Origin of the sequence: Streptomyces spinoverrucosus (assembly GCF_015712165.1) — a bacterium.
Lineage (GTDB): Bacteria > Actinomycetota > Actinomycetes > Streptomycetales > Streptomycetaceae > Streptomyces > Streptomyces spinoverrucosus_A.
In genome coordinates this window covers 2,477,197-2,501,898 of sequence record NZ_JADPZX010000001.1, presented here as the reverse complement: position 1 = coordinate 2,501,898, position 24,702 = coordinate 2,477,197, and the positions used below count along the sequence as shown (strand labels likewise).

Genomic DNA, 24,702 nt, shown 5'->3' with positions numbered 1-24,702 from the left:
CCAGCCGGTAGGGACCGGGGCGGAGTAGTAGGCGCAGGTCAGCGCGGTGTCTTGAGGTCTGCTTTGCCGCACGCACAGCCCGTCGACAGGGTGTCCCCAAGCAAGCCCCAAGTGGCGTTGATTGAGTGCCCGCCTCAAGGACTTCCTCATCTTCTCTGGAGCTGTCTCTCATGAAGCGTGCGCGTCTCGTCCCGGCGGTGGCCCTGCTGGCGCTGTCGCCGCTGGTGCTGGTGGCCTGTGGTTCCGGTGACTCCTCCTCGTCGTCCGGCAGTGGCGGTTCCGGGCAGCAGCAGAACTGCCAGGCGCCGTCCGGGGCGGCCTCGGGCGCTCCGAGCGGGGCGCCGTCCGGGGCACCGTCGGGTGCGGCGTCAGGCGCGCCGACGGGTGTTCCGTCCGGTGCCGCGTCCGGGGCTCCGTCGGGGATGCCTTCGGGCGCGCCGAGCGGGGCGCCGGGAGAGGGGCAGGGTGGGCAGGGCGGTCCCGGCGGTGAGGGTCAGGCGGGTGGTTGTGGCGGGCCGGGCGGTGTCATGCCCAGTGGTCAGCCGAGCGGTCAGCCAAGTGGTCGGCCCAGCGGTCAGGCCGCCCAGTAGGGGCCGGACCTCGCCGTCAGTCCAGCCAGTGTTCGCGGCCGATGCTGATCAGCCGTAGCCGGCGGGTCGCCACCCGGGTGACCCGCCGTTGCTCGTCCTCGGAGCCGAGCGCCTCCAGGAAGAGCGAAGCCGTGACCAGCATCTGGTCGACATACAGCCCCGCGAGCATCAGCAGATCGTCCTCACTCCAGCCCCCGGCCGCACGGTCCTTGGCCAGTTCGGCCTGCACCTCCTCGGTGAACAGGGCCAGTTGACCGCGGATGGCCTCCCGCACCGGCTGGACCCCACCATGCTGCTCGCGGGCGATGAAACGGACGTGGGCGGGGTGGGCCCGCACATGACCGCCGATCAACTCCACGGCAAGCGTGATGCGTTCGTCGCTGTCCCCGGCCGTGGACACGATCGTGCGGATCGTCGGGTGCAGGCTGCTCAGCGCCTCCTCGACCAGGGCCACGCCGAGGTCCGCCGTGGAGCGGAAGTGCCGGTAGAAGGCGGTCGGGGCGACACCGACCGCACGGGTGACCTCGCGCAGACCCAGACTGCTCAGGCTCTGCTCCTCCAGCAGCTCCAACGCGGCGTCCAGGAGCGCCTGTCGGGTCTTCTGCTTCTGCGCCTGCCGGATGCCGAGGGTGTGACTCATGCCATGCAGTTAACAACTGTTCTCTGTAATTGGAAAGTCATGGGGCACGCTAGACTGGGAAGTCAGTGAACAACTGTAACTACAACCGTTCACCGAAGCAGAGGGGGACTCATCCCATGCTCTTCCTGGTCGCCGCGCTTCTGCTGCTCGGCGTGGTCATGGGCACCGTGGCCCACGCGCCGATCGGCTTCACCCTCGTCACCGCCGCCGTGATCGCCGCCTGGCTCGGCATCTTCGCGCTCCGCGAGCGTCACGGCCGCCGGCGTCGGACGCCGACCCACTGACCGACGGGAGCCCACCATGCAACTGACCGCACCGGCCGAGCGCCGCACCGGAATCCGCGACACCGACGGCATGGCCGTCGCGTCCTTCGTCCTGGGCCTCCTGGGCCTCCTCGTCCTCAACCTCTTCCTCGGCCCCATCGCCATCGCCCTGGCCACGATCGCCCTGTGGCGAGGCACCAACCGCCGCTTCCGCGCCTACCTCGGCCTCGGCCTGGGCGTGGCGGACCTGCTGGTCCTGGCGGCGTTCATGCAGGCGGACAACACGATTTCGTGGAGCTTCTGAGGGAGGGTGACCGGCACCGGCTGCGCACCGGCTGTGGGCAGTCGTTCCACTGCGGCGGAACGGGCGCGCCGCCACCAACGCCGGGCGCGCCGCCACCGACGCCGGGCGCGCCGCCACCGACGCCGGGCGCGCCGCCCCCAACGCCGGGCGCGCCGCCCCCAACGCCGGGCGCGCCGCCCCCAACGCCGGGCGCGCCGCCACCGACGCCGACGGCAGCACCGGCGAGGCGCCGACGCCGGCCGCAACCCCGGCCAACCTCGCCACGGTCAAACCCACCGCCGCGCGTAGAATCGGCGTCACCATGGCATACCTCGACCACGCCGCGACCACCCCGATGCTCCCGGAGGCGGCAGAGGCGCTGACCGCCCAGCTGCGCAGCACGGGCAACGCCTCCTCCCTCCACGCATCCGGCCGCCAGGCCCGCCGCACCGTCGAGGAAGCCCGCGAAACCCTCGCGGAAGCCCTCGGTGCCCGCCCCAGCGAGGTCGTCTTCACCTCCGGCGGCACCGAGGCCGACAACCTCGCCGTCAAGGGCCTGTACTGGTCCCGTCGCGCCGCCGACCCGGCCCGCACCCGGGTCCTCGCCAGCCCCGTCGAGCACCACGCCGTCCTGGACGCCGTCCACTGGCTCGGCGAACACGAGGGCGCCACCGTCGAGTACCTCCCGGTCGACCCGCACGGCCGGGTCCACCCCGAGGCCCTGCGCGAGGCCATCGCCCGCAACCCCGACGACGTCGCCCTCGCCACCGTCATGTGGGCGAACAACGAGATCGGCACGGTCCTGCCGATCCGCGAACTCGCCGAGACCGCCGCCGAGTTCGGCGTGCCGCTGCACTCCGACGCCGTCCAGGCCTTCGGGCAGCTCCCCGTCGACTTCGCCGCCTCCGGCCTCGCCGCGATGACCGTCTCCGGCCACAAGATCGGCGGCCCTTACGGCATCGGCGCGCTGATCCTGGGCCGTGAGTACAGCCCCGTACCCGTCCTGCACGGCGGCGGCCAGGAGCGTCACGTCCGCTCCGGCACCCTCGACGTCCCCGCCATCGCCTCCTTCGCCGTGGCCGGGCGGCACGCCGCCGAGCACCGCGAGGAGTTCGCCCGCGAGATCGGTGCCCTGCGCGACGAGCTGATCGACGTGGTCCGTACGGCGGTGCCGGACGCGATCCTCGGCGGTGACCCGGTGAACCGCCTCCCGGCCAACGCCCACTTCACGTTTCCCGGCTGCGAGGGCGACTCCCTGCTGCTGCTCCTGGACGCCCAGGGCATCGAGTGCTCCACCGGCTCCGCCTGCACCGCCGGTGTCGCCCAGCCCAGCCACGTCCTGCTCGCCACCGGCACCAACCCCGACCTGGCCCGCGGCACCCTCCGCTTCTCCCTCGGCCACACCTCCACGGCGGCCGACGTCGAGGCGGTCGCCAAGGCGATCGGCCCGGCGGTGGAACGGGCGCGTGCGGCGGGGCTGACCTGATCCCGCGTCAGGCCGGCGTCGTACCCGCGCCCGCCTGCCGTACGAGGCGCATGTACCGGTCCCAGTCCCAGTGCTCCCCGGGGTCGGTGTGGTCCGTGCCCGGCACCTCCACATGCCCGATGATGTGCTCGCGGTCGACGGGTATGCCGTACCGCCTGCATATCCCCGCCGTGAGACGGGCGGACGCCGCGTACATCTCGTCCGTGAAATCCTGCGGGCGGTCGACGAAACCCGCGTGCTCGATGCCGACGCTGCGTTCGTTGTAGTCGCGGTTGCCCGCGTGGTACGCCACGTCCAGCTCGCGGATCATCTGCGCGATGTGGCCGTCCCCGCGGACGATGTAGTGCGACGCCGCTCCGTGCCCCGGGTCCTGGAAGACCTTCACCGCGCTGTCGAAGCTGCCCTGGGTGACATGGATGATCACCATGTCTACCGTGTAGTCGGCCGGGCGGTCCGCCCGCCGCCAGTTCGCCGACGAGGCCGCCACCCAGCGCGCGTCCGTGTAGTCGACGGCTCCCTCGACCCGGGGCTTGTCCACCCCGGGCACCTGCCACCACATCCGTGACAGCTCGTCGCGCGCCAGCACGGCACCCGTACCCACCGCGGCCGCGGCCCCGCCGAGGATCAGCGCGCGCCGCCCGATCCGCCGGCCCTGGCCGCTCTTCCTGTGCTCCATGTGATCGAGAACGGATACTCGCGGGCTCCGGTTCCCGCGCCCCGTACCCTGGAAGGGTTATGACTGACACCCCGCAGCGCTCCCGCCCCCTCCGCGTCCTCGCCGCCATGTCCGGTGGCGTCGACTCCGCCGTCGCCGCCGCCCGCGCGGCCGAGGCGGGCCACGACGTGACCGGCGTCCACCTCGCGCTCTCCGCGAACCCGCAATCCTTCCGCACGGGCGCGCGGGGCTGCTGCACGATCGAGGACTCCCGCGACGCCCGCCGCGCCGCCGACGTCATCGGCATCCCGTTCTACGTCTGGGACCTCGCCGACCGCTTCCGCGAGGACGTCGTCGAGGACTTCGTCGCCGAGTACGAGGCGGGCCGCACCCCCAACCCCTGCCTGCGCTGCAACGAGAAGATCAAGTTCGCCGCCCTGCTGGACAAGGCGCTCGCGCTGGGCTTCGACGCGGTCTGCACCGGGCACTACGCGAAGGTCGTGACCCTGCCCGACGGCGGCCGCGAACTGCACCGCGCCTCCGACATGGCCAAGGACCAGTCGTACGTCCTCGGCGTGCTGGACGAGCAGCAGCTCGCCCACGCCATGTTCCCGCTCGGCGACACGGTCACCACCAAGGACGAGATCCGCGCGGAGGCCGAGCGGCGCGGCCTGGCGGTGGCCAAGAAGCCGGACTCCCACGACATCTGCTTCATCGCCGACGGCGACACGCAGGGCTTCCTCGCGAACCGGCTCGGCCGGGCGGAAGGCGACATCGTCGACGAGTCCGGCACCAAGCTGGGCACCCACGAGGGGGCGTACGGCTTCACCATCGGCCAGCGCAAGGGGCTCAGGATCGGTACACCCGCGCCCGACGGCAAGCCGCGCTACGTCCTCGACATCTCCCCGGTGAACAACACCGTCACTGTGGGCCCCGCCGAGGCCCTCGACGTCTCGGCGCTCACCGCGATCAAGCCCCGCTGGTGCGGCGCCGCCCCCACCGGCCCCGGCACCTACACCGCCCAGCTGCGCGCCCACGGCGGCGAGACCGAGGTGACCGCCGAGATCGTCGACGGAGAGCTCCGGGTGACCTTCACCGAGCCGGTGCGGGGCGTGGCCCCGGGCCAGGCGATCGTGCTGTACGACGGCACGCGCGTGGTGGGCTCGGCGACGATCGCCTCCACCACGCGCGCGACGGCCTCAGTGGCCTGAACCGCCCGGCTCAGGCCACCTCCACCTCGTAGAAGCAGAAGTGGTCCTTGATCGCGGCCACGTCCGGCTTGGGATCCGGGTAGCCCCAGACGAGGTCCGGCGTGTCCGGCAGCGACCAGTAGGACGCGGTGCCCTTGAAGGGGCAGTAGGTGTGTGTCTCGGAGGGTGTCAGGAGGTCCAGCCGGACGTCCTGCGGCGGGAGGTAGTAGCGCACGGGGCAGCCCGTCTCCCGTAGGACGAGGGGCCGGTCGCTCTCCGCCAGCACCTGCCCGTCGTGGACGACGCGCACGCGCTGGGTGCCCTGCTCGACGGTGATCGTGTGGCCTTTGGCTGTGTCCTGGGTCATACCTTGGTAGCACTCGCGGGACGCCGGTTCTTCCCGCGTACGGTTGCCCCATGAACATCTGCGTCTTCCTCTCTGCCGCCGACCTCGACGAGCGTTACACGCGCCCCGCGCGCGAGTTCGCGAAGCTGCTGGGCAAGGGCGGGCACACGCTCGTGTGGGGCGGTTCGGACGTCGGCCTGATGAAAGTGGTGGCCGACGGAGTGCAGGAGGCGGGCGGCCGGCTGGTGGGCGTCTCCGTGGAGTTCCTCTCGGCGAAGGCACGCCAGGGTGTCGACGAGATGGTGGTCGCCCGCGACCTCGCCGAGCGCAAGAAGCTGCTCCTGGAGAAGTCCGACGCCGTGGTGATCATGGTGGGCGGCACCGGCACGCTGGACGAGGCCACGGAGATCCTGGAGCTGAAGAAGCACGGCCACACCGACAAGCCCGTGGTGCTGCTGAACACCGCGGGTTTCTACGACGGCCTGAAGGAACAGTTCCGCCGCATGGAGGACGAGGGGTTCCTGCCCCGTCCGCTGACCGACCTGGTGTTCTTCGCGGAGGAGCCGGTGGGGGCGCTGGCCTTCCTGGAGGAGAGCCGGGGCGCGGCCTGAGGCGCGGGTGATGCGAGCATGGCGGGCATGGCTACACATGTGATCACCGGTGCGGGTTCCGGCATCGGCGCGGCCGTGGCCCGCCGTCTGCACGCGCGCGGGGACGACGTCGTGCTGCACGCGCGCGACGCGGGCCGCGCGAAGGAACTGGCGGCCGAGTTCCCCGGGGCGAAGACCCTCGTCGGCGACCTGGCCGATCCCGACCGGCTGAGCTGGGCGCTGTCCCACCAGACACTGCCGGACCGGGTGGACTCCCTGCTGCACATCGCCGGCGTGGTCGACCTCGGCCCGGTCGGCGACCTCACCCCCAAGACCTGGCGCCACCAGCTCAACGTCAACCTCATCGCCCCCGCCGAGCTCACCCGTCTCCTGCTGCCCCAACTGCGCGCCGCGAGCGGCCACGTGGTCTTCGTGAACTCCGGCGCGGGTCTGAACGCGCACGCCGACTGGTCCGCGTACGCGGCCTCCAAGCACGGCCTGAAGGCCCTCGCCGACTCCCTGCGCCACGAGGAGCACGCGCACGGCGTCCGCGTCACCTCCGTCTACCCCGGCCGCACGGCGAGCCCCATGCAGGCCAAGGTCCACCAGCAGGAGGGCAAGCAGTACGACCCGTCCCAGTGGATCGACCCGGAGTCCGTCGCGACGACGATCCTGATGGCTCTGGACCTGCCGAGGGACGCGGAGGTGAACGACCTGACGGTGCGGCCGGGGCGGTGAAACCCGCTGGCACTCGTTCCGTAGGCTGCTGGGGTGAGTGAGGAAACCCAGTTCAGCTTCGGTGCCGCCACCGGCGTCGGTTCCCTGCCCGGCGGGGACGCCCGTGAGGCCGCCAAGACCGTCGCCGGGTCCTTCGAGGACTTCCCGTTCCTGCCCGAGCTGCCCGCCCGGGGTCCTGGCGCGGACATGATCGGCCGGACCGCCGGGATGCTCGTCGAGCTGTACGCGCGCGTGGAGCCCAGTGGCTGGCGGCTCGGGGACCGGCCGGGGCGCGACACCAAGCGGGCGTGGTCGTGGCTCGGCGAGGACCTCGACGCGCTGGAGGAGTTCACGCAGGGATACGAGGGCCCGCTGAAGGTGCAGGCCGTCGGGCCGTGGACGCTCGCCGCGGCCGTCGAGCTGAGGAACGGCGAGGCGGTCCTCTCCGACCCCGGCGCCTGCCGCGACCTCGCCGCCTCCCTCACCGAGGGCCTGCGCCTGCACCTCGCGGAGGTGCGGCGGCGCGTCCCCGGCGCCCGGCTCGTGCTCCAGCTCGACGAGCCCTCCCTCACCGCCGTACTGCGCGGCCAGGTGCGCACCGCCAGCGGCTACCGCACCCACCGCGCCGTCGACCGGCAGATCGTCGAGGCCACGCTCCGGGACGTCGTCGGCGTGCACGACGGCGGCCCCGTCGTGGTCCACTCCTGCGCCCCCGGCGTCCCCTTCGCCCTGCTGCGCCGGACCGGTGCCGCTGCCGTCTCCTTCGACTTCTCGCTGCTCACCGAGCGTGACGACGACGCGATCGGCGAGGCCGTGGAGGGCGGCACCCGGCTGTTCGCCGGTGTCGTGCCGAGCACGGACGGCCCATTGTCAGACCCTGCCGGTAGCGTCATGGGTGTCAGGACGCTGTGGCGCAGGCTGGGGCTGTCTCCGGGGCTTCTTCCGAAGGCGGTCACGGTCACGCCGACGTGCGGACTCGCGGGCGCTTCCCCCGAGTACGCGCGCAAGGCCCTCGCCCACTGCGTCCGGGCGGCGAGATCCCTCGCGGACAACCCTGAGTAACGGGAGGACGACACGGTGGCCGGCGACAAGCAAGCGGAGTCCACAGCGGTACCCGCCAAGGCACGGGAGCGGCACGCCCAGCTCGCCGAGCAGGTCGAGGAGCACCGCTTCCGGTACTACGTGAAGGACGCTCCCGTCATCAGCGACGCGGAGTTCGACCAGCTCCTGCGCACCCTTCAGGAGCTGGAGGAGGAGTACGCGGAGCTACGCACCCCGGACTCGCCGACCCAGAAGGTCGCCGGGTCCTACGCGACGGAGTTCACGGCGGTCGAGCACCGCCGGCGCATGCTCTCCCTCGACAACACGTTCAACGACGACGAACTCGCCGCGTGGGCCGACCGCATCGCCCGCGAACTGGGCGACCAGGACTACCACTTCCTGTGCGAGCTCAAGGTCGACGGCCTCGCCGTCAACCTCACCTACGAGCACGGCCGCCTCACGCGCGCGGCGACCCGCGGCGACGGCCGCACCGGCGAGGACATCACGCCCAACGTCCGGACCATCGCCGAGATCCCGGACCGTCTCAAGGGCGACAAGGTCCCGGACCTGGTGGAGATCCGCGGCGAGGTCTACTTCCCGATGGAGAAGTTCGAGGAACTCAACCGCCGCCTGGTGGAGGCCGGCGACAAGCCCTTCGCCAACCCGCGCAACGCGGCGGCCGGTTCCCTGCGCCAGAAGGACCCGCGCGTCACGGCCACCCGCCCCCTGCACATGGTGGTGCACGGCATCGGCGCCCTGGAGGGCTTCACGGGCCTCACTCGCCTCTCCCAGGCCTACGACCTGCTGGGGGAGTGGGGCCTGCCCACCTCGCGGCACAACAAGGTGGTCGACGACCTCGAAGGCGTACGGGAGTTCATCGCGTACTACGGCGAGAACCGCCACTCCGTGGAGCACGAGATCGACGGCGTGGTCGTCAAGCTGGACGAGATCCGCCTCCAGGGCCGCCTCGGCTCGACGGCGCGCGCCCCGCGCTGGGCGATCGCGTACAAGTACGCGCCGGAGGAGGTCAACACCAAGCTCGTCAACATCCGCGTGGGGGTGGGCCGTACCGGCCGGGTGACGCCGTACGCGCAGGTCGAGCCGGTGACGGTGGCCGGCTCGGAGGTCGAGTTCGCCACCCTGCACAACCAGGACATCGTCAAGGCCAAGGGCGTCCTCATCGGCGACACGGTGGTGCTGCGCAAGGCCGGTGACGTCATCCCGGAGATCCTCGGCCCGGTCGTCGACCTGCGCGACGGCACCGAGCGCGAGTTCGTGATGCCGTCCGAGTGCCCCGAGTGCGGTACGGCGCTCAGGCCGATGAAGGAGGGCGACGTCGACCTGCGCTGCCCGAACTCCCGTACCTGCCCCGCGCAACTGCGCGAACGGCTGTTCTATCTGGCGGGCCGCAAGGCGCTGGACATCGAGCACTTCGGCTATGTCGCCGCTGCTGCCCTCACCGGTCCGCTGGAGCCCGAGCAGCCGCCGCTGAGGGACGAGGGCGACCTGTTCGACCTCACCGTCGAGCAGCTGCTGCCCATCAAGGCGTACGTCCTCGACCAGGACAGCGGACTGCCCAAGCGGGACCCGAAGACCGGCGAGGAGAAGATCGCCACGGTCTTCGCCAACCAGCAGGGCGAGCCGAAGAAGAACGCGCTCGCGATGCTGGAGAACATCGCGGCGGCCAAGCAGCGCCCGCTCGCGCGCATACTGACCGGCCTGTCGATCCGTCATGTCGGCCCGGTCGCCGCCGAGGCGCTGGCCCGCGAGTTCCGCTCCATCGAGCGCATCGAGCAGGCGACCGAGGAGGAGCTGGCCACCACCGACGGCGTCGGCCCCATCATCGCCGCCTCGCTCAAGGAGTGGTTCGCCGAGGACTGGCACCGCGAGATCATCCGCAAGTGGAAGGCCGCCGGCGTCCGGCTGGAGGAGGAGAGCACCGGCGAGGACGAGGGCCCCCGCCCGCTCGAAGGCCTCACCGTCGTCGTCACCGGCACGCTCGAACACTTCACGCGCGACGGCGCGAAGGAGGCGCTGCAGACCCGGGGCGCCAAGGTGACCGGTTCGGTGTCGAAAAAGACGTCGTTCGTCGTTGTGGGTGACAACCCCGGATCGAAATACGACAAGGCGATGCAGCTCAAGGTGCCGGTCCTGAACGAGGAAGGGTTCAACGTCCTGCTGGAGCAAGGGCCTGAGGCGGCGTCGGAGGCCGCACTTCCGACCGACGAGTAGCGGTTGAGGAACACCCGATCGGCGCATACCAGATGCATACGGGCGGCCGGGGCGCATTCGGGCAACCGTCGACGACCGCTGCCCGTGGAAGCCTTCTGCGGCCTACTGTTGAGGTGTGCACCTGCCGTGCCCAGCTGCGGTTGGGGCATTCCCTTGCTCTTGACGAGCACGGGGAACGGTTTTCCAACGCGGTGCCGTTGAGGGATGTCGGGCAACGGGCCGCGTGGCGTGGGCACCGCCGGCTGTGAGAGGGACGGGAATGGAACCGACCGAGAGCGCCGCCCCATACTCACGGCTGCGCCGGATGGCCGGCACCTGGCGAGGGGGCCTCCGTTCGGCCTGGCGTGCGAGCACCGCGGCGACGCGGGACCCCGACGCCGGGCAGCGCATCGTGCTGGACGGACGCGACGCCGCCGCCCTCACCGTCGGCCACGCCGCCGGACTGCCGGGAGTCGACGCCGAACGGCACCTGTCCTGGCCCGCGCTGCCCGCGGCGGTCGTCGCGGGCGCCGGGTTCGCCCTGGGCGCCGGGTTCCTGCGGGCGTTCACCGGCAACCACGCGCTGTTCCCGTCCGGCCGGGTCGGCTGGTCGCTGGCCCTGCTGACCGGCATCATCGTCGGCCACCTGGTCGCGCTCGGCCGCGCCCGCTGGTGGGGCGGCACCGGCTCCGGCGCCGCCCTCACCCTCGCCGTCCTGCTGCTGTACGGCTGGGTGCCCGCCGGGCTGGTCAGCCTCACCGTCGTCGTCCTGGTCGGCATAGCCCGGCGCCACCGCTGGCGGCAGGGCGTGCTGCACGGCGCGGTGGACGTCCTCGGCATCGGCGCCGGCGCCCTCGTACTGGCCGCCTTCGGCCGCGTACCGTCCGTCGAGAACCCCTGGGACCCGGCCACCTGGACCCTCTACACCGCCACGGAGGTGATCCTGGTCGCGACCGCCTACCTCGCGGTCTCCCGCACCCTGCTGTGGTACCTGCACGCGCCCCGCCTCGGCGGACTGCCCACCATCGCCCGCACCGCCCTGGTCCGGCACGGCCTGGTCGCGGTCGCCCTGCTCGGCATCGCACCCCTGATCTGCGTGGTCGCCGTCGCCAAGCCGATCCTGCTGCCGCTGTTCGCCATCCCCCTCGTCGCCCTCGACTCCACCCTGTGGATAGCCCGTGCCCGCGCGGAGGAACAACTGCGCGATCCGCTCACCGGGCTGCCCAACCGCCAGTGGCTCCTGGAGCGGATCTGGACCGCACTGGACGACGCCGAGCGCATCGACGCCCGCGCCGCCCTGATGCTGATCGACCTCGACCGGTTCCGATCGGTCAACGACACCCTCGGTCATCTCGCCGGTGACCGGCTGCTGCTGCAGACCGCCGACCGGCTCCGGCTGGCCCTGCCGCGCGGGGCGGAGGCCGCCCGGCTCGGCGGCGACGAGTTCGCCGTCTTACTGCCGGTCGCCGACTCCACGACGTCCGCGACCCGGATCGCCCGCGGCCTGGTCGCCGCGCTCAGCTCCCCGCTCGACCTCGACGGACTCACGCTCGTGCTGGAGGCCAGCGCAGGCGTCGCCGTCTTCCCCGACCACGCCCTCGACGCCGAGGGGCTGCTGCGCCGCGCGGACGTGGCGATGTACCAGGCGAAACGCGACCGGACGGGCGTGGAGGTGTACGAGTCCAAGCGGGACTCGAACACCCCGGACCGCCTGGGCCTCCTCGCCGACCTGCGCCGGGCCCTGGACGCGCACGAGGTCGAGCTGCACTACCAGCCCAAGGTGCGCTTCGACGGACAGGTGGCCGGTCTGGAGGCGCTGGTGCGGTGGGTCCACCCGGAGCGCGGGAAGGTGCCGCCGGACGAGTTCATCGCGATCGCCGAGTCGTCCGGGCTGATGCCGCACCTGACGGAGTACGTGCTGGACACGGCGCTCGGCCAGGTGGCGCAGTGGCGGGCGCAGGGGCTGTTCGTGCCGGTCGCGGTGAACGTGTCCCCGCGTGACGTGCACACTCCCGGCTTCGCGGGCTCCGTCGCCGCGCGTCTCGCCCGGCACGGCGTTCCGGCGGGAGCGCTCCAACTGGAGATAACGGAACATGTGCTCCTGGAGGACCCGCAACGGGCCGCCGACACCCTCGCCGGGCTGACCGGGCACGGCGTGAAGATGTCGCTGGACGACTTCGGCACGGGGTACTCCTCGCTCGTCCACCTCAAGCGGCTGCCGGTGAGCGAGCTGAAGATCGACCGTTCGTTCGTGGCCCGGCTGGCGGTCGACGCGGAGGACGCGGAGATCGTGCGCTGCACTGTGGATCTTGCGCACTCGTTGGGGTTGCTTGTCGTCGCCGAGGGGGTGGAGGACGACGAGACGTGGGAGCGGTTGCGGGATCTGCGGTGTGATGCCGTGCAGGGGTGGTTGGTCGCTGCGGCTATGCCGGCCGAGGAGACCACGGCCTGGCTGCGGGCGCGGGGGGCTCGGGGGTGGCAGCGGCCGAAGGCCGCATTGCCTGCGGCCGACTAGATTTTCCGGGGAGTGTCGTCTTTCGTCTGCCGCGCCGTCGTGGTTGATCGCGCCCACGCGGCGGAGCCGCATAGGGAACACAGCCCCGCGCCCCTTGAACGGCACTGCCGCGATGTCTCTCAGCAGGTCACCGATATCCGTTTCACGGGCACAGCCCCCCGCCCCATAGGATTGAGCCCAAACCACACACACTCACCCCAGAGGATCGCTGCATGCCTGGCATCACGCGCGAGGAGGTCGCCCACCTCGCCCGGCTGGCGCGTCTGGAGCTGAAGCCCGAAGAGCTTGATCACTTCGCCGGCCAGCTGGACGACATCATCGGCGCGGTCGCCCGCGTCAGCGAGGTCGCCGACCAAGACGTACCGCCGACCTCGCACCCGCTCCCGCTGACGAACGTCATGCGCCCGGACGAGGTCCGCCCGTCGCTCACCCCCGAGCAGGCGCTGTCCGGCGCCCCGGCCCAGGAGCAGCAGCGTTTCAAGGTGCCGCAGATCCTGGGGGAGGAGTAATCCGCATGACGGACGCAATCATCAAGCTCACCGCGGCCGAGATCGCCGCGAGGATCGCCTCAGGCGAACTCACGGCCGTCGAGGTCACCGAGGCCCACCTCGCCCGCATCGAGGCCGTCGACGAGAAGGTGCACGCCTTCCTGCACATCGACCGCGAGGGCGCCCTCGCCCAGGCCCGTGCCGTCGACGAGAAGCGGGCCAAGGGGGAGAAGCTCGGCCCGCTGGCCGGCGTTCCCCTCGCCCTCAAGGACATCTTCACCACCGAGGGCGTCCCCACCACCGTCGGCTCCAAGATCCTGGAAGGGTGGATTCCGCCGTACGACGCCACCCTGACCAAGAAGCTGAAGGCCGCTGACGTCGTCATCCTCGGCAAGACCAACATGGACGAGTTCGCCATGGGGTCCTCGACCGAGAACAGCGCGTACGGGCCCACCGGCAACCCCTGGGACCTCACCCGCATCCCCGGCGGCTCCGGCGGCGGCTCCTCCGCCGCGCTCGCCTCGTTCCAGGCCCCGCTCGCCATCGGCACCGACACCGGCGGCTCCATCCGCCAGCCGGCCGCCGTCACCGGCACCGTCGGCGTGAAGCCGACGTACGGGGCCGTGTCCCGCTACGGCATGGTGGCGTTCTCGTCCTCCCTCGACCAGGGCGGGCCCTGCGCCCGTACGGTCCTGGACGCGGCGCTGCTGCACGAGGTGATCGCCGGGCACGACCCGATGGACTCCACCTCCATCGACGCCCCCGTCCCGCCGGTCGTCGAGGCCGCCCGCAACGGCAGCGTCGAGGGCATGCGCGTCGGCGTCGTCAAGCAGTTCCGCGGCGAGGGCTACCAGGCCGGCGTCATCCAGCGCTTCGACGAGTCCGTGGCCCTCCTCAAGGAGCTGGGCGCGGAGATCGTCGAGCTGGACTGCCCGTCCTTCGACCTGGCGCTGTCGGCGTACTACCTGATCGCCCCGTCCGAGTGTTCGAGCAACCTCGCCCGCTTCGACGGCCTGCGCTACGGCCTGCGGACCGGCGACGACGGCAGCCACTCGGCCGAGGAGGTCACCTCCCTGACCCGCGAGGCCGGCTTCGGCGCCGAGGTCAAGCGCCGTGTGATGCTCGGCACGTACGCCCTGTCGAGCGGCTACTACGACGCGTACTACGGCAGCGCCCAGAAGGTCCGCACGCTCATCACGCGCGACTTCGAGAAGGCCTTCGAGCAGGTCGACGTGATCGTCTCCCCGACGACCCCGACCACCGCCTTCCCGATCGGCGAGCGCGCCGACGACCCGATGGCGATGTACCTCGCCGACCTGTGCACCATCCCGACCAACCTGGCGGGCAACGCGGCCATGTCGCTGCCCTGCGGCCTCGCCCCGGAGGACAACCTTCCGGTCGGCCTGCAGATCATCGCCCCGGCGCTGCAGGACGACCGCCTGTACAAGGTGGGCGCCGCCGTCGAGGCCGCCTTCGTGGAAAAGTGGGGGCACCCGCTCCTGGAGGAGGCTCCGTCGCTGTGAGTGCACTGACCAAGGCCAAGGGCTTCAAGAAGTCGAAGTCCGGTACGTACCTGTCCATGGCCGCCACCGCGTTCGGCGCGATCGGCGTCGCCAAGCAGATCAAGAAGGCCCGCGCCGAGAACGACACGCTGCGGCTCGTCGACGCCGTCGTCACCGCCGCGGGCGTCGTCACCGGCCTCGCCATGCTCTACCGCGAGCTCAAGCGGCTGGGCGACGACGACGTCCTGCTGGGCTGAGAGGGAAGTTTCACCGTGACCACCACGACCGACCTGGTGTCGTACGAGGACGCGCTGGCGTCGTACGACCCCGTCATGGGCCTTGAGGTCCATGTCGAACTCGGCACCAAGACCAAGATGTTCTGCGGCTGTTCGACCGCGCTCGGCGCCGAACCGAACACCCAGACCTGCCCCGTCTGCCTCGGCCTGCCCGGCGCGCTCCCGGTCATGAACAGGACCGGCGTCGAGTCCGCCATCAGGATCGGCCTCGCGCTGAACTGCGAGATCGCCGAGTGGTGCCGCTTCGCCCGGAAGAACTACTTCTATCCGGACATGCCGAAGAACTTCCAGACCTCCCAGTACGACGAGCCGATCGCCTTCAACGGCTACCTCGACGTCCAGCTGGAGGACGGCGAGACCTTCCGCGTGGAGATCGAGCGCGCCCACATGGAGGAGGACACCGGCAAGTCCACGCACGTGGGCGGCGCGACCGGCCGTATCCACGGCGCCTCGCACTCGCTGCTGGACTACAACCGCGCCGGTATCCCGCTGATCGAGATCGTCACCAAGCCGATCGTCGGCGCGGGCGAGCGCGCTCCCGAGGTCGCGAAGGCGTACGTCCGTGAGCTGCGCGAGCTGATCCGTGCGCTCGGCGTCTCCGAGGCCCGTATGGAGATGGGCCAGATGCGCTGCGACGTGAACCTGTCGCTGATGCCCAAGGGCGCCGACAAGTTCGGCACGCGCTCGGAGACGAAGAACGTCAACTCCCTGCGCTCCGTGGAGCGTGCGGTGCGCTTCGAGATCCAGCGCCACGCGGCCGTCCTCGGCGACGGCGGCACGGTGATCCAGGAGACCCGCCACTTCCACGAGGACACGGGCACGACGACGTCCGGTCGTACGAAGGAGGAGGCCGAGGACTACCGGTACTTCCCCGAGCCGGACCTGGTGCCGGTGGCCCCGGCCCGTGAGTGGGTCGAGGAGATCCGCGCCTCGCTGCCGGAGCTGCCGCTGGTGCGTCGCAACCGGCTCCGCGAGGAGTGGGGCATCTCCGCCACGGACATGCAGGCGATCCTCAACGCCGGTGCCCTGGACCCGATCGTCGCCACCATCGACGCCGGTGCCGACGCGACCTCCGCCCGCAAGTGGTGGATGGGTGAACTGGCCCGCAGCGCCAACGAGTCGGGCAAGGCGCTCGACGAGCTGGCCATCACGCCGGCCCAGGTCGCCCGGGTCTCCGATCTGGTCTCGAAGGGCGACCTGAACGACAAGCTGGCCCGTCAGGTCATCGAGGGCGTCCTCGCGGGCGAGGGCACCCCGGACGAGGTCGTCGACAGGCGCGGCCTGAAGGTCGTCTCCGACGAGGGCGCGCTCGGCACGGCCGTCGACGAGGCCATCGCCGGCAACCCGGCCATCGCCGACAAGATCCGCGGCGGCAAGGTGGCCGCGGCGGGCGCCCTCGTCGGCGCGGTCATGAAGGCGACCCGGGGGCAGGCCGACGCGGCCCGCGTCAAGGAGCTGATCCTTCAGAAGCTGGGCGTCAGCGAGGGCTGAGCCGCCGAGCAACACACCAATGGGGGTGCATCGAGGCCGATGCACCCCCATTGGTGTGTCATGACGTGCGCTGCCCCACCAGTCCTACGAAGCCCAGCGCGCGCCCCGCGTCCGCGCGCAGCATGTCCACCTCGCGTCGCGCCATGCCCGCCATGAACTCGTCCGGGCTCTCCTCGGCGCACACCTCGGTCCAGCGCAGCCAGTCCCGCCAGCCGTCCGGCTGCCAGTCGGCGGCCTCGACCGTCACGGCCCCGCTGCGGATCCAGTGGCGGTGCCACCAGGCGGGGGAGTGCAACGACCAGAACGCGGGCTCCCAGAACGGCTTGAGGTGCTCCGGCGGCTCGGTGCCCTCCGGCTCCTCCCGCAGCGCCGGTACGACGACCCCGATCCGCCCGCCGGGCTTGAGCAGCCGGGTGACCGTGGGCAGATACAGGTCGTCGGTGCCGAAGTAGTGGTAGGCGTCGATGGACACGATCGCGTCGAAGATGCCCTCGCCGAACGGCAGGTCGTGCGCCTCGGCGTGCACCGGCAGCACCCGGTCGGCGACGCCGGCCGCGGCGAGCCGCTCGGCGTTCTCGTCGGGCTTGATCCACAGGTCGGCGGCGGTGACCTGGACGTCGTACTCCCGTGCGAGGAATACCGAAGTGAGCGCGCGGCCGCAGCCGAGGTCGAGCACGCGCGCGCGTGGGGGCAGGGAATCGAGGCCGAGTGCGGGGGCCAGCCACTCCAGCAGCCACAGGGGGTGCGGGCCCATCTGGTGGTCGATGACCCAGCGCGGGTCGTACTGGCTGCTGCGCGGATAGCGCTTGTCGGTAAGTCGCTCGGTGAGATCAGGCATAGGGGACTCTGATTAGCAGGCGGTGGGCGGGGGTCGCATCCGAATTCTCACTGGGAGGCGCTACGCTCGCGCGCCATGAGTGGACGCGCTGATTCCGAGACGCCCTCCGAGATAGCCGAGACGGGGGACGAGGTCGCGGGCGAAGTCGCAGTTGAGAGCGCGGGCGAAGACGCGGTCGAGGGCGAAAACGCGGTAGAGGACGCGGGCGGAGATGCGGTCGAGGACGCCGATGATCCGGTGCAGGAGGCGCGGCGGGCCCGTTGGGCCGCCGCCGGGACCGGTGGCCTGCTGGCGTTCGCGGGGCTGGCCGCGTCCGTGCTGCGTGCCACGGACGGCGCACCGGCGCTCGTAGCGGCCGCCTACGCCCTCGGCGCGGCCGTCTGCGCGGGTGCGGCGGTTCTCGGGTCGCGGGGGCGCACCCGGCGGGCGCTGTGGTTGCTGGTGGGCGGGGTCATGGTGATGGCGTTCGGAGACCAGTTCGACTGACGGTCGACAGAGTTCACCCGATTGTCCTGTGAGCTGCCTCCCACTCCTGTGAATAAACCCACGAAACAACCAAACGATCATTTCTCCCTGTAAGAGTGGCTGTGCATTGCTCATGCGTTCTTTGCGGGCCGTTCAGACCATGGACGACTGTTCCCGGTCAAAGATCCACAAGTCATATCCTGGGAGCACGTTCGTGGCAGCCCTCGCCCGTTGGTGTGTTCGGAACCGCTTGGTCGCCGTTCTCCTGTGGCTCCTTGCCTTCGGCGGGGTGACCGCTGCCGCCGCCGCGACCGGCACGGCGTACTCGAACGACTACCAGGTCCCGGGCACCGAGTCGGGCCGGGCCGGTCAACTGCTGAAGGAGGGCTTCCCGGACCTGGGCGGCGCCGCGGGCACGGTCGTCTGGCACACCGAGACCGGCTCGGTCCGAGCCGCCGACGTCGAACAGACGATGACCCGCACCCTGCACGCCGTCGCCCAACTGCCCGGCGTGGCCACCGTGGTGAGCCCGTACGACGGTCAGGGCGCGGGCCAGATCAGCGAGGACGGCCGTACCGCCTACGCCACCGTCGCCTTCCGCGAACAGTCCCAGGACATCGACGAGTCCGAGGCGCGGGCCGTCGTGGACAGGGCCAAGGACGCCGAGGCCGACGGGCTCCAGGTGGAGCTGGGCGGCACCGCGATCGGCCTCACCGACCCGTCCGGCGGGCATCTCGCCGAGATCGTCGGCGTGGTGGTCGCCGCCGTCGTGCTGTTCCTCGCCTTCGGCTCGCTCGCCGCGTCCCTGCTGCCCATCGCCACCGCACTGGTCGGCGTCGGCACCGCGTACGCCGGGATCGTGCTGCTCGGGCACGCCATGACCGTCGCCGACTTCGCGCCCATGCTGGGCATGCTGATCGGGCTCGGCGTCGGCATCGACTACGCGCTGTTCATCGTCACCCGGCACCGGCGCGGCCTGAAACGCGGCCTGGACGTCACCGAGGCGGCCGCAACGGCCGTCGCCACCACGGGACGTGCGGTGGTGTTCGCGGGTGCGACCGTTTGCATCGCGCTGCTGGGGATGCTGATACTCCAGCTCGGCTTCCTCAACGGCGTCGCCATCGCGGCCTCGTTGACGGTCGTACTCACCGTCGCCGCCTCCGTGACCCTGCTGCCCGCCCTGCTGTCCTTCATCGGCATGCGCGCGCTCAGCCGCCGCGAACGCCGCCGACTGGACGAGCACGGCCCCGAACCCGAGCTGCCCACCGGGTTCGCCGCCCGCTGGTCCGCCTTCGTCGAACGGCACCCCAAGAAGCTCGGCGCCGTCGCCCTCGCCGTCATCACGCTGCTCGCCCTGCCCACCCTCACGCTCCGCCTCGGCACCTCCGACCAGGGCAACAACCCCGAGTCGACGACCACCAGGAAGGCCTACGACCTCCTCGCCGACGGCTTCGGCCCCGGCGTCAACGGACCCCTCACCCTGGTCACCGAGATCCACGGCGCCGAGGACCGGCTCGCCGTCGACAGCCTCGGCAGCAGCCTGCGCGCCACCGAGGGCGTAGCCGCCGTGACACCGGTGACGTACGACTCCGGCGGCCACACCGCCTACCTCACCGTCGTACCCGAGTCGCCCCCGCAGTCGGCGAGCACCAGTGCCCTCGTCGACCGGCTGCGCACCGAGGTGCTGCCGCGCGCCGAGGCCGGCACCTCGCTCGACGTGCGCGTCGGCGGGGTCACGGCCGCCTACGACGACTTCGCCGAGGTGATCGTCGACAAGTTGCCGCTGTTCGTCGGCGTGGTCATCGGGCTCGGCTGTGTGCTGCTGCTGCTCGCCTTCCGGTCCGTCGGCATCCCGCTGAAGGCCGCCGCGATGAACGTCGCCGCCGTCGCCGCCTCGTTCGGGGTGGTCGTCACGATCTTCCAGTGGGGCTGGGGGAGCGAACTGCTCGGCCTCGGCCGGGCCGGCCCGATCGAGCCGTTCCTCCCCGTGATCATGGTGTCGGTGCTCTTCGGGCTCTCCATGGACTACCAGGTCTTCCTGGTCAGCCGCATGTACGAGGAGTGGCTGGAGACCGGCGACAACCGGCGCGCCGTCCGGGTCGGCCTCGCCGAGACCAGCCGGGTGATCAACTCCGCCGCGGTCATCATGATCTCGGTCTTCCTCGCCTTCGTGCTCAGCGGCGACCGTGTGATCGCCATGTTCGGCATCGCGCTCGCCGCCGCCGTCGCCCTGGACGCCTTCGTGCTCCGTACGCTGCTGGTGCCCGCCCTCATGCATCTGCTCGGCGGCGCCAACTGGTGGCTGCCCCGCTGGCTGGACCGGTACCTGCCCCGGATCAGCATCGAGCCGCCCGAGTCCCGCGCCGAGCAGAAAAAGCTCGCGGACGTCGACGCCGAACGTGAGAAGCTCACCGACGTCGTGGACGTACTGGAGAAGGAGCGGGGTTCGGATGTACGCGATATCCCTGGGTGACGACGGAGCGCGGCTGCGACCCCTGGAGCCCTGGCACGCCGAGGAGTTCCTCGCCCACCTCGACCGGGGGCGGGACTTCATCACCCGGCACATCCCGTTCGGATCCAAGGCCACCGACCTCGACTCCGCCCGGGCCCTGCTCCAGTCCTACGCCGACAAGCGCGCCACCGACAGCGGCTTCCTGCACGGCGTCTGGCTGGACGGCAAGCTTGTCGGCGGTGTCCTCTTCCGCGTCTTCGACGCCGCCACCGGGGTCTGCGAGCTCGGCTGCTGGCTGGAACCGGCGGCCACCGGACGCGGCCTCATCACGCGCGCGTCCCGCGTCCTGATCGACTGGGCGTTCGACGAGCGCGGTATGCACCGGGTGGAGTGGCACGCGGCGTCCGACAACACGGCCAGCATCAACGTGGCACGCCGGCTGGGCATGACCCGGGAGGGCGTGCTGCGCGAGAGCTATCCCTGGCGGGGCGTGCGGCAGGACTACGAGATCTGGGCGGTGCTGGCGCCGGAGTGGGCGCGGGCACGCGCGCGTGGCGCTCACAACGATCATTAAGGAACCTCTCAGACTCCGTCCGTACGGTGCGGGGCATGGGAACCAAGACTGTGGACGAGACGCCCGCCGAGACCGGCGCCGAGACCGAGGCCAAGGCCGACGAGGACCGGGTCGGGGAAGCGGCGGACGGCACCGCTACCGAGGCTGACACCGGCATCCAGGACGGTGACGAGCAGCCCGAAGCGTCCGTGGCGGAGGAGAGCGGCCCCACCGGGGTCGGCCAGGGCGCCGGCGCCGTCGTCTCCGCCGCGCTCGGCATCGTCTCGCTCACCGGCAGCTGGGTCGGCACCGTGGCCTCCGCGCGCGAGTCGCTGATCGGCCAGCTGCAGACCTCGCAGACCTCCAGCGTCGCCACGATGGTCAAGGAGGGCTACGGCGACGCCTGGGCCGCCAACGCCCTGTGGGCCGGCGTGTTCGCGCTGGCCGCGCTGATCGTCGCCGTCGTGGTCCTGGCCCGCCCCGCGTTCGGCGCCCCCGGAAAGCCGCAGGCGCCGTGGATCAAGTCGGTCGCCTGGGCCGGTGTCTCCCTGGGCGTGATCGGCCTGTTCCTGGCCGTCCTCAAGTACACCGGCATCCTGCTCGGGCTGCCGTCGACGAGCTAAGGCCCCCACGACGTACATCTAAGGCCCCGCCCCGTCGGAAGATGCGGAACTCTTCCGATGTGGTGGGGCCGCCTGGGAGACGAAGGTTGAGGCATCGCAGCGAGCGATGCCGGAACCGACCTCTCACGGGGGAGACGAGATGTACCAGTACGAGCTCCAGCAGATGCGTTCCGCCGAGCTGATCCGCCGGGCCGAACACGAGCGGCTGGTAAGCGAGTCCGTACGGCGCGGGCGTGCCGCGCGGCGCGAGGCCGCCGAACGCTCCAAGGAGAGCGAGGAGCACAGCCACCGACCACGGCGGCGGCGGTTCCCGCGGCCCGCGTAGCGCCGGGGGACGGAAGGGTGGCCGTGCGCGGGCGCCGCCCTGCGACCCTCCGGAAAACCGGTGCCGCGTTGTCAGACCCCCGTGCGATGCTCGGGGGCGTGGAGACCAGGTCCGTCAGTCCGGTGTTCGTCGGCCGCGCCGAGGAGTTGGACACGCTGAACGACGCGCTCGTCCGTGCCGAAGCGGGCGAGCCGCAGGCGTTGCTGGTGGGCGGTGAGGCCGGCGTCGGAAAGACCCGGCTCGTCGAGGAGTTCGCCGCCGCGGCCGCCGGCAGGGGAGCCGTCGTCGCGCTGGGCGGCTGTGTCGAGATCGGCGCCGACGGGCTGCCCTTCGCTCCGTTCTCCACGGCGCTGCGCGCCCTGCGCCGTGAACTGCCCGCCGAGCTGGCCGCCGCGGCCGCCGGCCAGGAAGAGGAACTCGCCCGGCTGCTGCCAGAGTTGGGCGACGCGGGCGCCCGCCGTCATGACGAGGAGGGCATGGCCCGCCTCTTCGAGCTCACCGCCCGCCTCCTGGAGCGCGTCGCCGCCGACCGCACGGTCGTCGTCGCCCTGGAGGACCTGCACTGGGCCGACGCCTCCACCCGCCACCTCCTCGCCTATCTCTTCCGCACCCTGCGCACCGGCCGCCTCGTCGTCCTCGCCACCTACCGATCCGATGACATCCACCGCCGCCACCCACTGCGCCCCCTGCTCGCCGAACTCGACCGGCTGCGCACGGTCCGGCGCCTCGAACTCCCCCGTTTCAACCGCGAGGAAGTGGCCTGCCAGATCGCCGGCATCCACGCCGCCGAACCCGACCCCGCCCAGGTCGACGAGATCTTCCAACGCTCCGACGGCAACGCCTTCTTCGTCGAGGAACTCGCCGTCGCCGCCCACGAGGGCTCCTGCACCGGCCTCACCGACTCCCTGCGCGATCTGCTCCTCGTCCGCGTCGAGGCGCTGCCCGAGAGCGCCCAGCGGGTCGCCCGGATCGTCGCCGAGGGCGGCTCCACCGTCGAGTACCGGCTGCTCGCCGCCGTCACCCAGCTCACCGAGGACGACCTCATCGAGGCGCTGCGCGCGGCCGTGAACGCCAACATCCTGCTCGCCGCCCCCACCGGCGACGGCTACCGCTTCCGGCACTCCCTGGTCCGCGAGGCCGTCGGCGACGACCTGCTGCCCGGCGAACGCTCCCGCCTCAACCGCCGCTACGCCGAGGCTCTGGAGGCCGACCCGAGCCTCGTCCCCGCCGACCAGGTCGTCACCCGCCTGGCCAGCTACTGGTACCACGCGAACGACGCCGCCAAGGCCCTGCCCGCCGTCCTCGCCGCCTCCGTCGCCGCCCGCCGCCGTGACGCCTACTCCGAGCAACTGCGGCTCCTGGAACGCGCGATGGAGCTCTGGGACGCCGCCCCCGAGGACGTACGCGCCGGGCTGCGGCCCGTCGACTACACGGCGTCCTTCCCACCCTGCGGCTGCGACCCGGCGACCACCCCGCTGCGCTACCTCGACCTGATGGCCGAGGCCGCCGTCGCCGGCCGCTTCAGCGGCGAACGCGAACGCGCCATGAAGATCATCCGGCGCGCCCTGAGCATCCTGGAGGACGAGAACGACCCCCTGCGCGCCGCCTGGTTCTGGACCCAGCGCTCCCGGCTGGTGCAGTCCCTCGCACGGGGCGACGGCTGGCAGGAACTGGCCACCGCGCAGGAGCTGCTGCGCGGCCTGCCGCCCTCCGAGGTGCACGCCGAGGTCCTCACCACCGTCGCCAACTGGTCGATGCTGCACCAGCCCGGCCCCGAGGCCCTCGCCGCCGCCGAGCGAGCCGTTCAGTACGCACGCATGGTCGGCACCCGCGAGATCGAACTGAACGCCCGCCTCACCCTCGGCAGCCTCACCGTCGACGCGGGCGACGTCGAGGCGGGGCTCGCCGCGATGTACGAGGTCAAGGAACGCGCCCTTCAGGAAGGCTTCGCCTACGTCGCCGGACGCGCGTATGTGAACCTGCCCTCTGTCCTCGAAGCCACCGGCCGCTCCCGCGAGGCCGCCTCGATCCTGGAGCAAGGCACCGCCTTCGCCCGGAAGCTCGGCCTGCTCGACACCGAGGCGTGGGTATGGGCCAACCTCTCCGAGTCGCTGTACAGCCTCGGCCGCTGGCAGGAGGCCGAACAGGCCGCGGCGAACGTGTTTCGGCGCGGACAGAGCGGCAAGCCCCGAGGCACCGGCGCCGTGGGCCTGGCCCATCTGGCCCTGGGCCGGGGCGATGTGGCCGAGGCCAAGCGCCAACTGGCCGCCGCCCGCGCGGCGTTCGGCTCGCACGACCCCATGCCCCAGCAGTGGCTGCCGATGGCCACCATCGCCGTCGGCATCGCCGCCGTGGAGGGCCGCATCCTCGACGCCCGCGCCGAACTGCACGCCGCCCTGGACGCCGGCACCCCACCCGGCACCCAGCAGTACGGCTGGCCGCTGCTGCTGGCCGCCGCCACCGCCGAGGCCGACGCCCGTGCCCTGCCCGTCGCCGAGCAGGGCCGCGCGGAGGCACTCGACCGCATCGTCACCGCCGTCAAGACCCTCACCACGAAGGCCCCCATCTGGCTCGCCCACGAACACTGGGTCCGCGCCGAACTGCACCGCGCCGAGGGCCGCGCCACCCCCGACACCTGGACCCCGGTCGTCACCGCCTTCGAGCGGCTGGAGCGCCCCTACGACCTCGCCCGCGTGCGCCACCGCCTGGCCGAGGCCCTGCTCGCCACCGGCGCCACGGAGCACCGCGAGCGCGTCACGGAGCTGCTGCGCGTCGTCCACGCCGTCGCCGACCACCTCGACGCCCGCTGCCTGGCCGACGCCGTCACCGTCCTCGCCCAGCGCGCCCGCCTCGGCCTGGCCCCGGCGCGGGAGTCCGACGCCGACCCCGCCCAGGCCCTGGGCCTCACCACCCGCGAACGCGATGTCCTGCGCCTGGTCGCCCACGGCCGCACCAACCGCCAGATCGCCGAGGAACTCTTCATCTCCCCCAAGACGGCCAGCGTCCATGTCTCCAACATCCTGGCCAAACTCGGCGTCTCCGGGCGAGGAGAGGCGGCGGCGGTGGCGCATCGGCTGGGACTGTTCCCGTCCGAAACGCTCACCTCGCGGACCGCCGGCTGAGGCATACGCTGTACAGCGAC

The 24,702-nt window shown here is 71.7% G+C and carries 23 protein-coding genes; 19 read left to right on the top strand and 4 right to left on the bottom strand.

The genetic code is table 11. The features are described 5' to 3' along the window. Positions 1-606: 606 nt before the first annotated feature. Positions 607-1,230: a TetR family transcriptional regulator gene (locus tag I2W78_RS11115; protein WP_196459102.1), complete on the bottom strand. Its 624-nt coding sequence runs from the start codon at positions 1,228-1,230 to the stop codon at positions 607-609. 116 nt (positions 1,231-1,346) lie between these two features. Here I2W78_RS11115 and I2W78_RS11110 point away from each other — a divergent pair, with 116 nt between their 5' ends. The 3 genes from I2W78_RS11110 to I2W78_RS11100 all read left to right on the top strand — a co-directional run bounded on the left by I2W78_RS11110 (position 1,347) and on the right by I2W78_RS11100 (position 3,262). Next, positions 1,347-1,514 (top strand): hypothetical protein, encoded by a 168-nt coding sequence (locus I2W78_RS11110; protein ID WP_196459100.1) that lies wholly within the window; start codon positions 1,347-1,349, stop codon positions 1,512-1,514. 16 nt (positions 1,515-1,530) lie between these two features. Then, positions 1,531-1,797 (top strand): DUF4190 domain-containing protein, encoded by a 267-nt coding sequence (locus I2W78_RS11105; protein ID WP_196459098.1) that lies wholly within the window; start codon positions 1,531-1,533, stop codon positions 1,795-1,797. 301 nt (positions 1,798-2,098) lie between these two features. After that, positions 2,099-3,262 carry a cysteine desulfurase family protein gene (locus I2W78_RS11100; protein WP_196459096.1) on the top strand — a complete coding sequence of 388 codons (1,164 nt, stop codon included), beginning with the start codon at positions 2,099-2,101 and terminating at the stop codon, positions 3,260-3,262. 7 nt (positions 3,263-3,269) lie between these two features. Here I2W78_RS11100 and I2W78_RS11095 read toward each other — a convergent pair whose 3' ends face one another. Beyond that, positions 3,270-3,938: an N-acetylmuramoyl-L-alanine amidase gene (locus I2W78_RS11095; protein ID WP_196459094.1), complete on the bottom strand. Its 669-nt coding sequence runs from the start codon at positions 3,936-3,938 to the stop codon at positions 3,270-3,272. Between the two features lie 59 nt (positions 3,939-3,997). Between I2W78_RS11095 and mnmA the strand changes: the two genes are divergently transcribed. Beyond that, a complete protein-coding gene (mnmA, locus tag I2W78_RS11090) occupies positions 3,998-5,128 on the top strand; it encodes a tRNA 2-thiouridine(34) synthase MnmA (RefSeq protein WP_196459092.1) in 1,131 nt (376 codons plus the stop codon). 10 nt (positions 5,129-5,138) lie between these two features. On the opposite strand, the gene I2W78_RS11085 is transcribed toward mnmA, so the two are convergent. Then, a complete protein-coding gene (locus I2W78_RS11085; protein WP_196459090.1) occupies positions 5,139-5,474 on the bottom strand; it encodes a DUF427 domain-containing protein in 336 nt (111 codons plus the stop codon). Positions 5,475-5,524: 50 nt separating this feature from the next. Between I2W78_RS11085 and I2W78_RS11080 the strand changes: the two genes are divergently transcribed. From I2W78_RS11080 to gatB, 9 genes are all read left to right on the top strand, one after another. Further along, positions 5,525-6,064: an LOG family protein gene (locus I2W78_RS11080; RefSeq protein ID WP_196459088.1), complete on the top strand. Its 540-nt coding sequence runs from the start codon at positions 5,525-5,527 to the stop codon at positions 6,062-6,064. 18 nt (positions 6,065-6,082) lie between these two features. Beyond that, complete coding sequence (locus I2W78_RS11075) at positions 6,083-6,781, top strand: SDR family oxidoreductase (RefSeq protein ID WP_196459086.1); 699 nt, start codon at positions 6,083-6,085, stop codon at positions 6,779-6,781. 33 nt (positions 6,782-6,814) lie between these two features. Continuing rightward, positions 6,815-7,822 (top strand): methionine synthase, encoded by a 1,008-nt coding sequence (locus tag I2W78_RS11070; RefSeq protein ID WP_196459085.1) that lies wholly within the window; start codon positions 6,815-6,817, stop codon positions 7,820-7,822. Between the two features lie 15 nt (positions 7,823-7,837). After that, on the top strand, positions 7,838-10,033 hold the full coding sequence (ligA, locus tag I2W78_RS11065) for an NAD-dependent DNA ligase LigA (protein ID WP_196459083.1): 2,196 nt from the start codon (positions 7,838-7,840) through the stop codon (positions 10,031-10,033). A 259-nt stretch (positions 10,034-10,292) separates the two neighbouring features. After that, complete coding sequence (locus I2W78_RS11060) at positions 10,293-12,527, top strand: putative bifunctional diguanylate cyclase/phosphodiesterase (RefSeq protein ID WP_196459081.1); 2,235 nt, start codon at positions 10,293-10,295, stop codon at positions 12,525-12,527. A 212-nt stretch (positions 12,528-12,739) separates the two neighbouring features. Further along, on the top strand, positions 12,740-13,036 hold the full coding sequence (gene gatC / locus I2W78_RS11055) for an Asp-tRNA(Asn)/Glu-tRNA(Gln) amidotransferase subunit GatC (RefSeq protein WP_004925108.1): 297 nt from the start codon (positions 12,740-12,742) through the stop codon (positions 13,034-13,036). A gap of 5 nt (positions 13,037-13,041) precedes the next feature. Continuing rightward, the gene (gene gatA, locus I2W78_RS11050; RefSeq protein ID WP_196459079.1) at positions 13,042-14,538 is read left to right on the top strand and encodes an Asp-tRNA(Asn)/Glu-tRNA(Gln) amidotransferase subunit GatA; all 1,497 of its coding nucleotides are present in this window, start codon (positions 13,042-13,044) and stop codon (positions 14,536-14,538) included. Continuing rightward, positions 14,535-14,774 carry a hypothetical protein gene (locus I2W78_RS11045; RefSeq protein ID WP_196459077.1) on the top strand — a complete coding sequence of 80 codons (240 nt, stop codon included), beginning with the start codon at positions 14,535-14,537 and terminating at the stop codon, positions 14,772-14,774. The genes gatA and I2W78_RS11045 overlap by 4 nt, the downstream gene beginning before the upstream one ends. Before the next feature lie 15 nt (positions 14,775-14,789). Continuing rightward, entirely contained in the window at positions 14,790-16,304 is a 1,515-nt protein-coding gene (gene gatB / locus I2W78_RS11040) for an Asp-tRNA(Asn)/Glu-tRNA(Gln) amidotransferase subunit GatB (protein ID WP_196459075.1), read from the top strand. Positions 16,305-16,362: 58 nt separating this feature from the next. Here the strand turns inward: gatB and I2W78_RS11035 are convergent, their stop codons facing one another. Next, the gene (locus I2W78_RS11035; protein WP_196459073.1) at positions 16,363-17,142 is read right to left on the bottom strand and encodes an SAM-dependent methyltransferase; all 780 of its coding nucleotides are present in this window, start codon (positions 17,140-17,142) and stop codon (positions 16,363-16,365) included. 75 nt (positions 17,143-17,217) lie between these two features. On the opposite strand from I2W78_RS11035, the gene I2W78_RS11030 reads away from it, so the two are divergent. The 6 genes from I2W78_RS11030 (at position 17,218) to I2W78_RS11005 (ending at position 24,682) form a co-directional block, all read left to right on the top strand. Then, positions 17,218-17,628, top strand: a complete 411-nt coding sequence (locus I2W78_RS11030) for a hypothetical protein (protein WP_196459071.1) — start codon at positions 17,218-17,220, stop codon at positions 17,626-17,628. Positions 17,629-17,821: 193 nt separating this feature from the next. Next, entirely contained in the window at positions 17,822-20,080 is a 2,259-nt protein-coding gene (locus tag I2W78_RS11025; RefSeq protein WP_196459069.1) for an MMPL family transporter, read from the top strand. After that, a complete protein-coding gene (locus I2W78_RS11020) occupies positions 20,058-20,633 on the top strand; it encodes a GNAT family N-acetyltransferase (RefSeq protein WP_196459067.1) in 576 nt (191 codons plus the stop codon). The genes I2W78_RS11025 and I2W78_RS11020 overlap by 23 nt, the downstream gene beginning before the upstream one ends. A 35-nt stretch (positions 20,634-20,668) precedes the next feature. Then, the gene (locus I2W78_RS11015; RefSeq protein ID WP_196459065.1) at positions 20,669-21,235 is read left to right on the top strand and encodes a hypothetical protein; all 567 of its coding nucleotides are present in this window, start codon (positions 20,669-20,671) and stop codon (positions 21,233-21,235) included. A 139-nt stretch (positions 21,236-21,374) separates the two neighbouring features. Further along, positions 21,375-21,560 carry a hypothetical protein gene (locus tag I2W78_RS11010; protein ID WP_196459063.1) on the top strand — a complete coding sequence of 62 codons (186 nt, stop codon included), beginning with the start codon at positions 21,375-21,377 and terminating at the stop codon, positions 21,558-21,560. 86 nt (positions 21,561-21,646) lie between these two features. Beyond that, on the top strand, positions 21,647-24,682 hold the full coding sequence (locus I2W78_RS11005; RefSeq protein WP_196464504.1) for a helix-turn-helix transcriptional regulator: 3,036 nt from the start codon (positions 21,647-21,649) through the stop codon (positions 24,680-24,682). Positions 24,683-24,702 lie beyond the last annotated feature (20 nt).

Bases quoted from the DNA above. Each gene is read 5' to 3' on its own strand.
- I2W78_RS11100 (WP_196459096.1), top strand. From the start codon at position 2,099: ATGGCATACCTCGACCACGCCGCGACCACCCCGATGCTCCCGGAGGCG.
- I2W78_RS11020 (WP_196459067.1), top strand. From the start codon at position 20,058: ATGTACGCGATATCCCTGGGTGACGACGGAGCGCGGCTGCGACCCCTG.
- I2W78_RS11110 (WP_196459100.1), top strand. From the start codon at position 1,347: ATGCTCTTCCTGGTCGCCGCGCTTCTGCTGCTCGGCGTGGTCATGGGC.
- I2W78_RS11015 (WP_196459065.1), top strand. From the start codon at position 20,669: ATGGGAACCAAGACTGTGGACGAGACGCCCGCCGAGACCGGCGCCGAG.
- I2W78_RS11080 (WP_196459088.1), top strand. From the start codon at position 5,525: ATGAACATCTGCGTCTTCCTCTCTGCCGCCGACCTCGACGAGCGTTAC.
- I2W78_RS11075 (WP_196459086.1), top strand. From the start codon at position 6,083: ATGGCGGGCATGGCTACACATGTGATCACCGGTGCGGGTTCCGGCATC.
- I2W78_RS11005 (WP_196464504.1), top strand. From the start codon at position 21,647: ATGCTCGGGGGCGTGGAGACCAGGTCCGTCAGTCCGGTGTTCGTCGGC.
- I2W78_RS11085 (WP_196459090.1), bottom strand. From the start codon at position 5,474: ATGACCCAGGACACAGCCAAAGGCCACACGATCACCGTCGAGCAGGGC.
- mnmA (WP_196459092.1), top strand. From the start codon at position 3,998: ATGACTGACACCCCGCAGCGCTCCCGCCCCCTCCGCGTCCTCGCCGCC.
- gatA (WP_196459079.1), top strand. From the start codon at position 13,042: ATGACGGACGCAATCATCAAGCTCACCGCGGCCGAGATCGCCGCGAGG.
- I2W78_RS11060 (WP_196459081.1), top strand. From the start codon at position 10,293: ATGGAACCGACCGAGAGCGCCGCCCCATACTCACGGCTGCGCCGGATG.
- I2W78_RS11115 (WP_196459102.1), bottom strand. From the start codon at position 1,230: ATGAGTCACACCCTCGGCATCCGGCAGGCGCAGAAGCAGAAGACCCGA.
- gatC (WP_004925108.1), top strand. From the start codon at position 12,740: ATGCCTGGCATCACGCGCGAGGAGGTCGCCCACCTCGCCCGGCTGGCG.
- I2W78_RS11095 (WP_196459094.1), bottom strand. From the start codon at position 3,938: ATGGAGCACAGGAAGAGCGGCCAGGGCCGGCGGATCGGGCGGCGCGCG.
- I2W78_RS11030 (WP_196459071.1), top strand. From the start codon at position 17,218: ATGAGTGGACGCGCTGATTCCGAGACGCCCTCCGAGATAGCCGAGACG.
- I2W78_RS11010 (WP_196459063.1), top strand. From the start codon at position 21,375: ATGTACCAGTACGAGCTCCAGCAGATGCGTTCCGCCGAGCTGATCCGC.
- I2W78_RS11035 (WP_196459073.1), bottom strand. From the start codon at position 17,142: ATGCCTGATCTCACCGAGCGACTTACCGACAAGCGCTATCCGCGCAGC.
- I2W78_RS11105 (WP_196459098.1), top strand. From the start codon at position 1,531: ATGCAACTGACCGCACCGGCCGAGCGCCGCACCGGAATCCGCGACACC.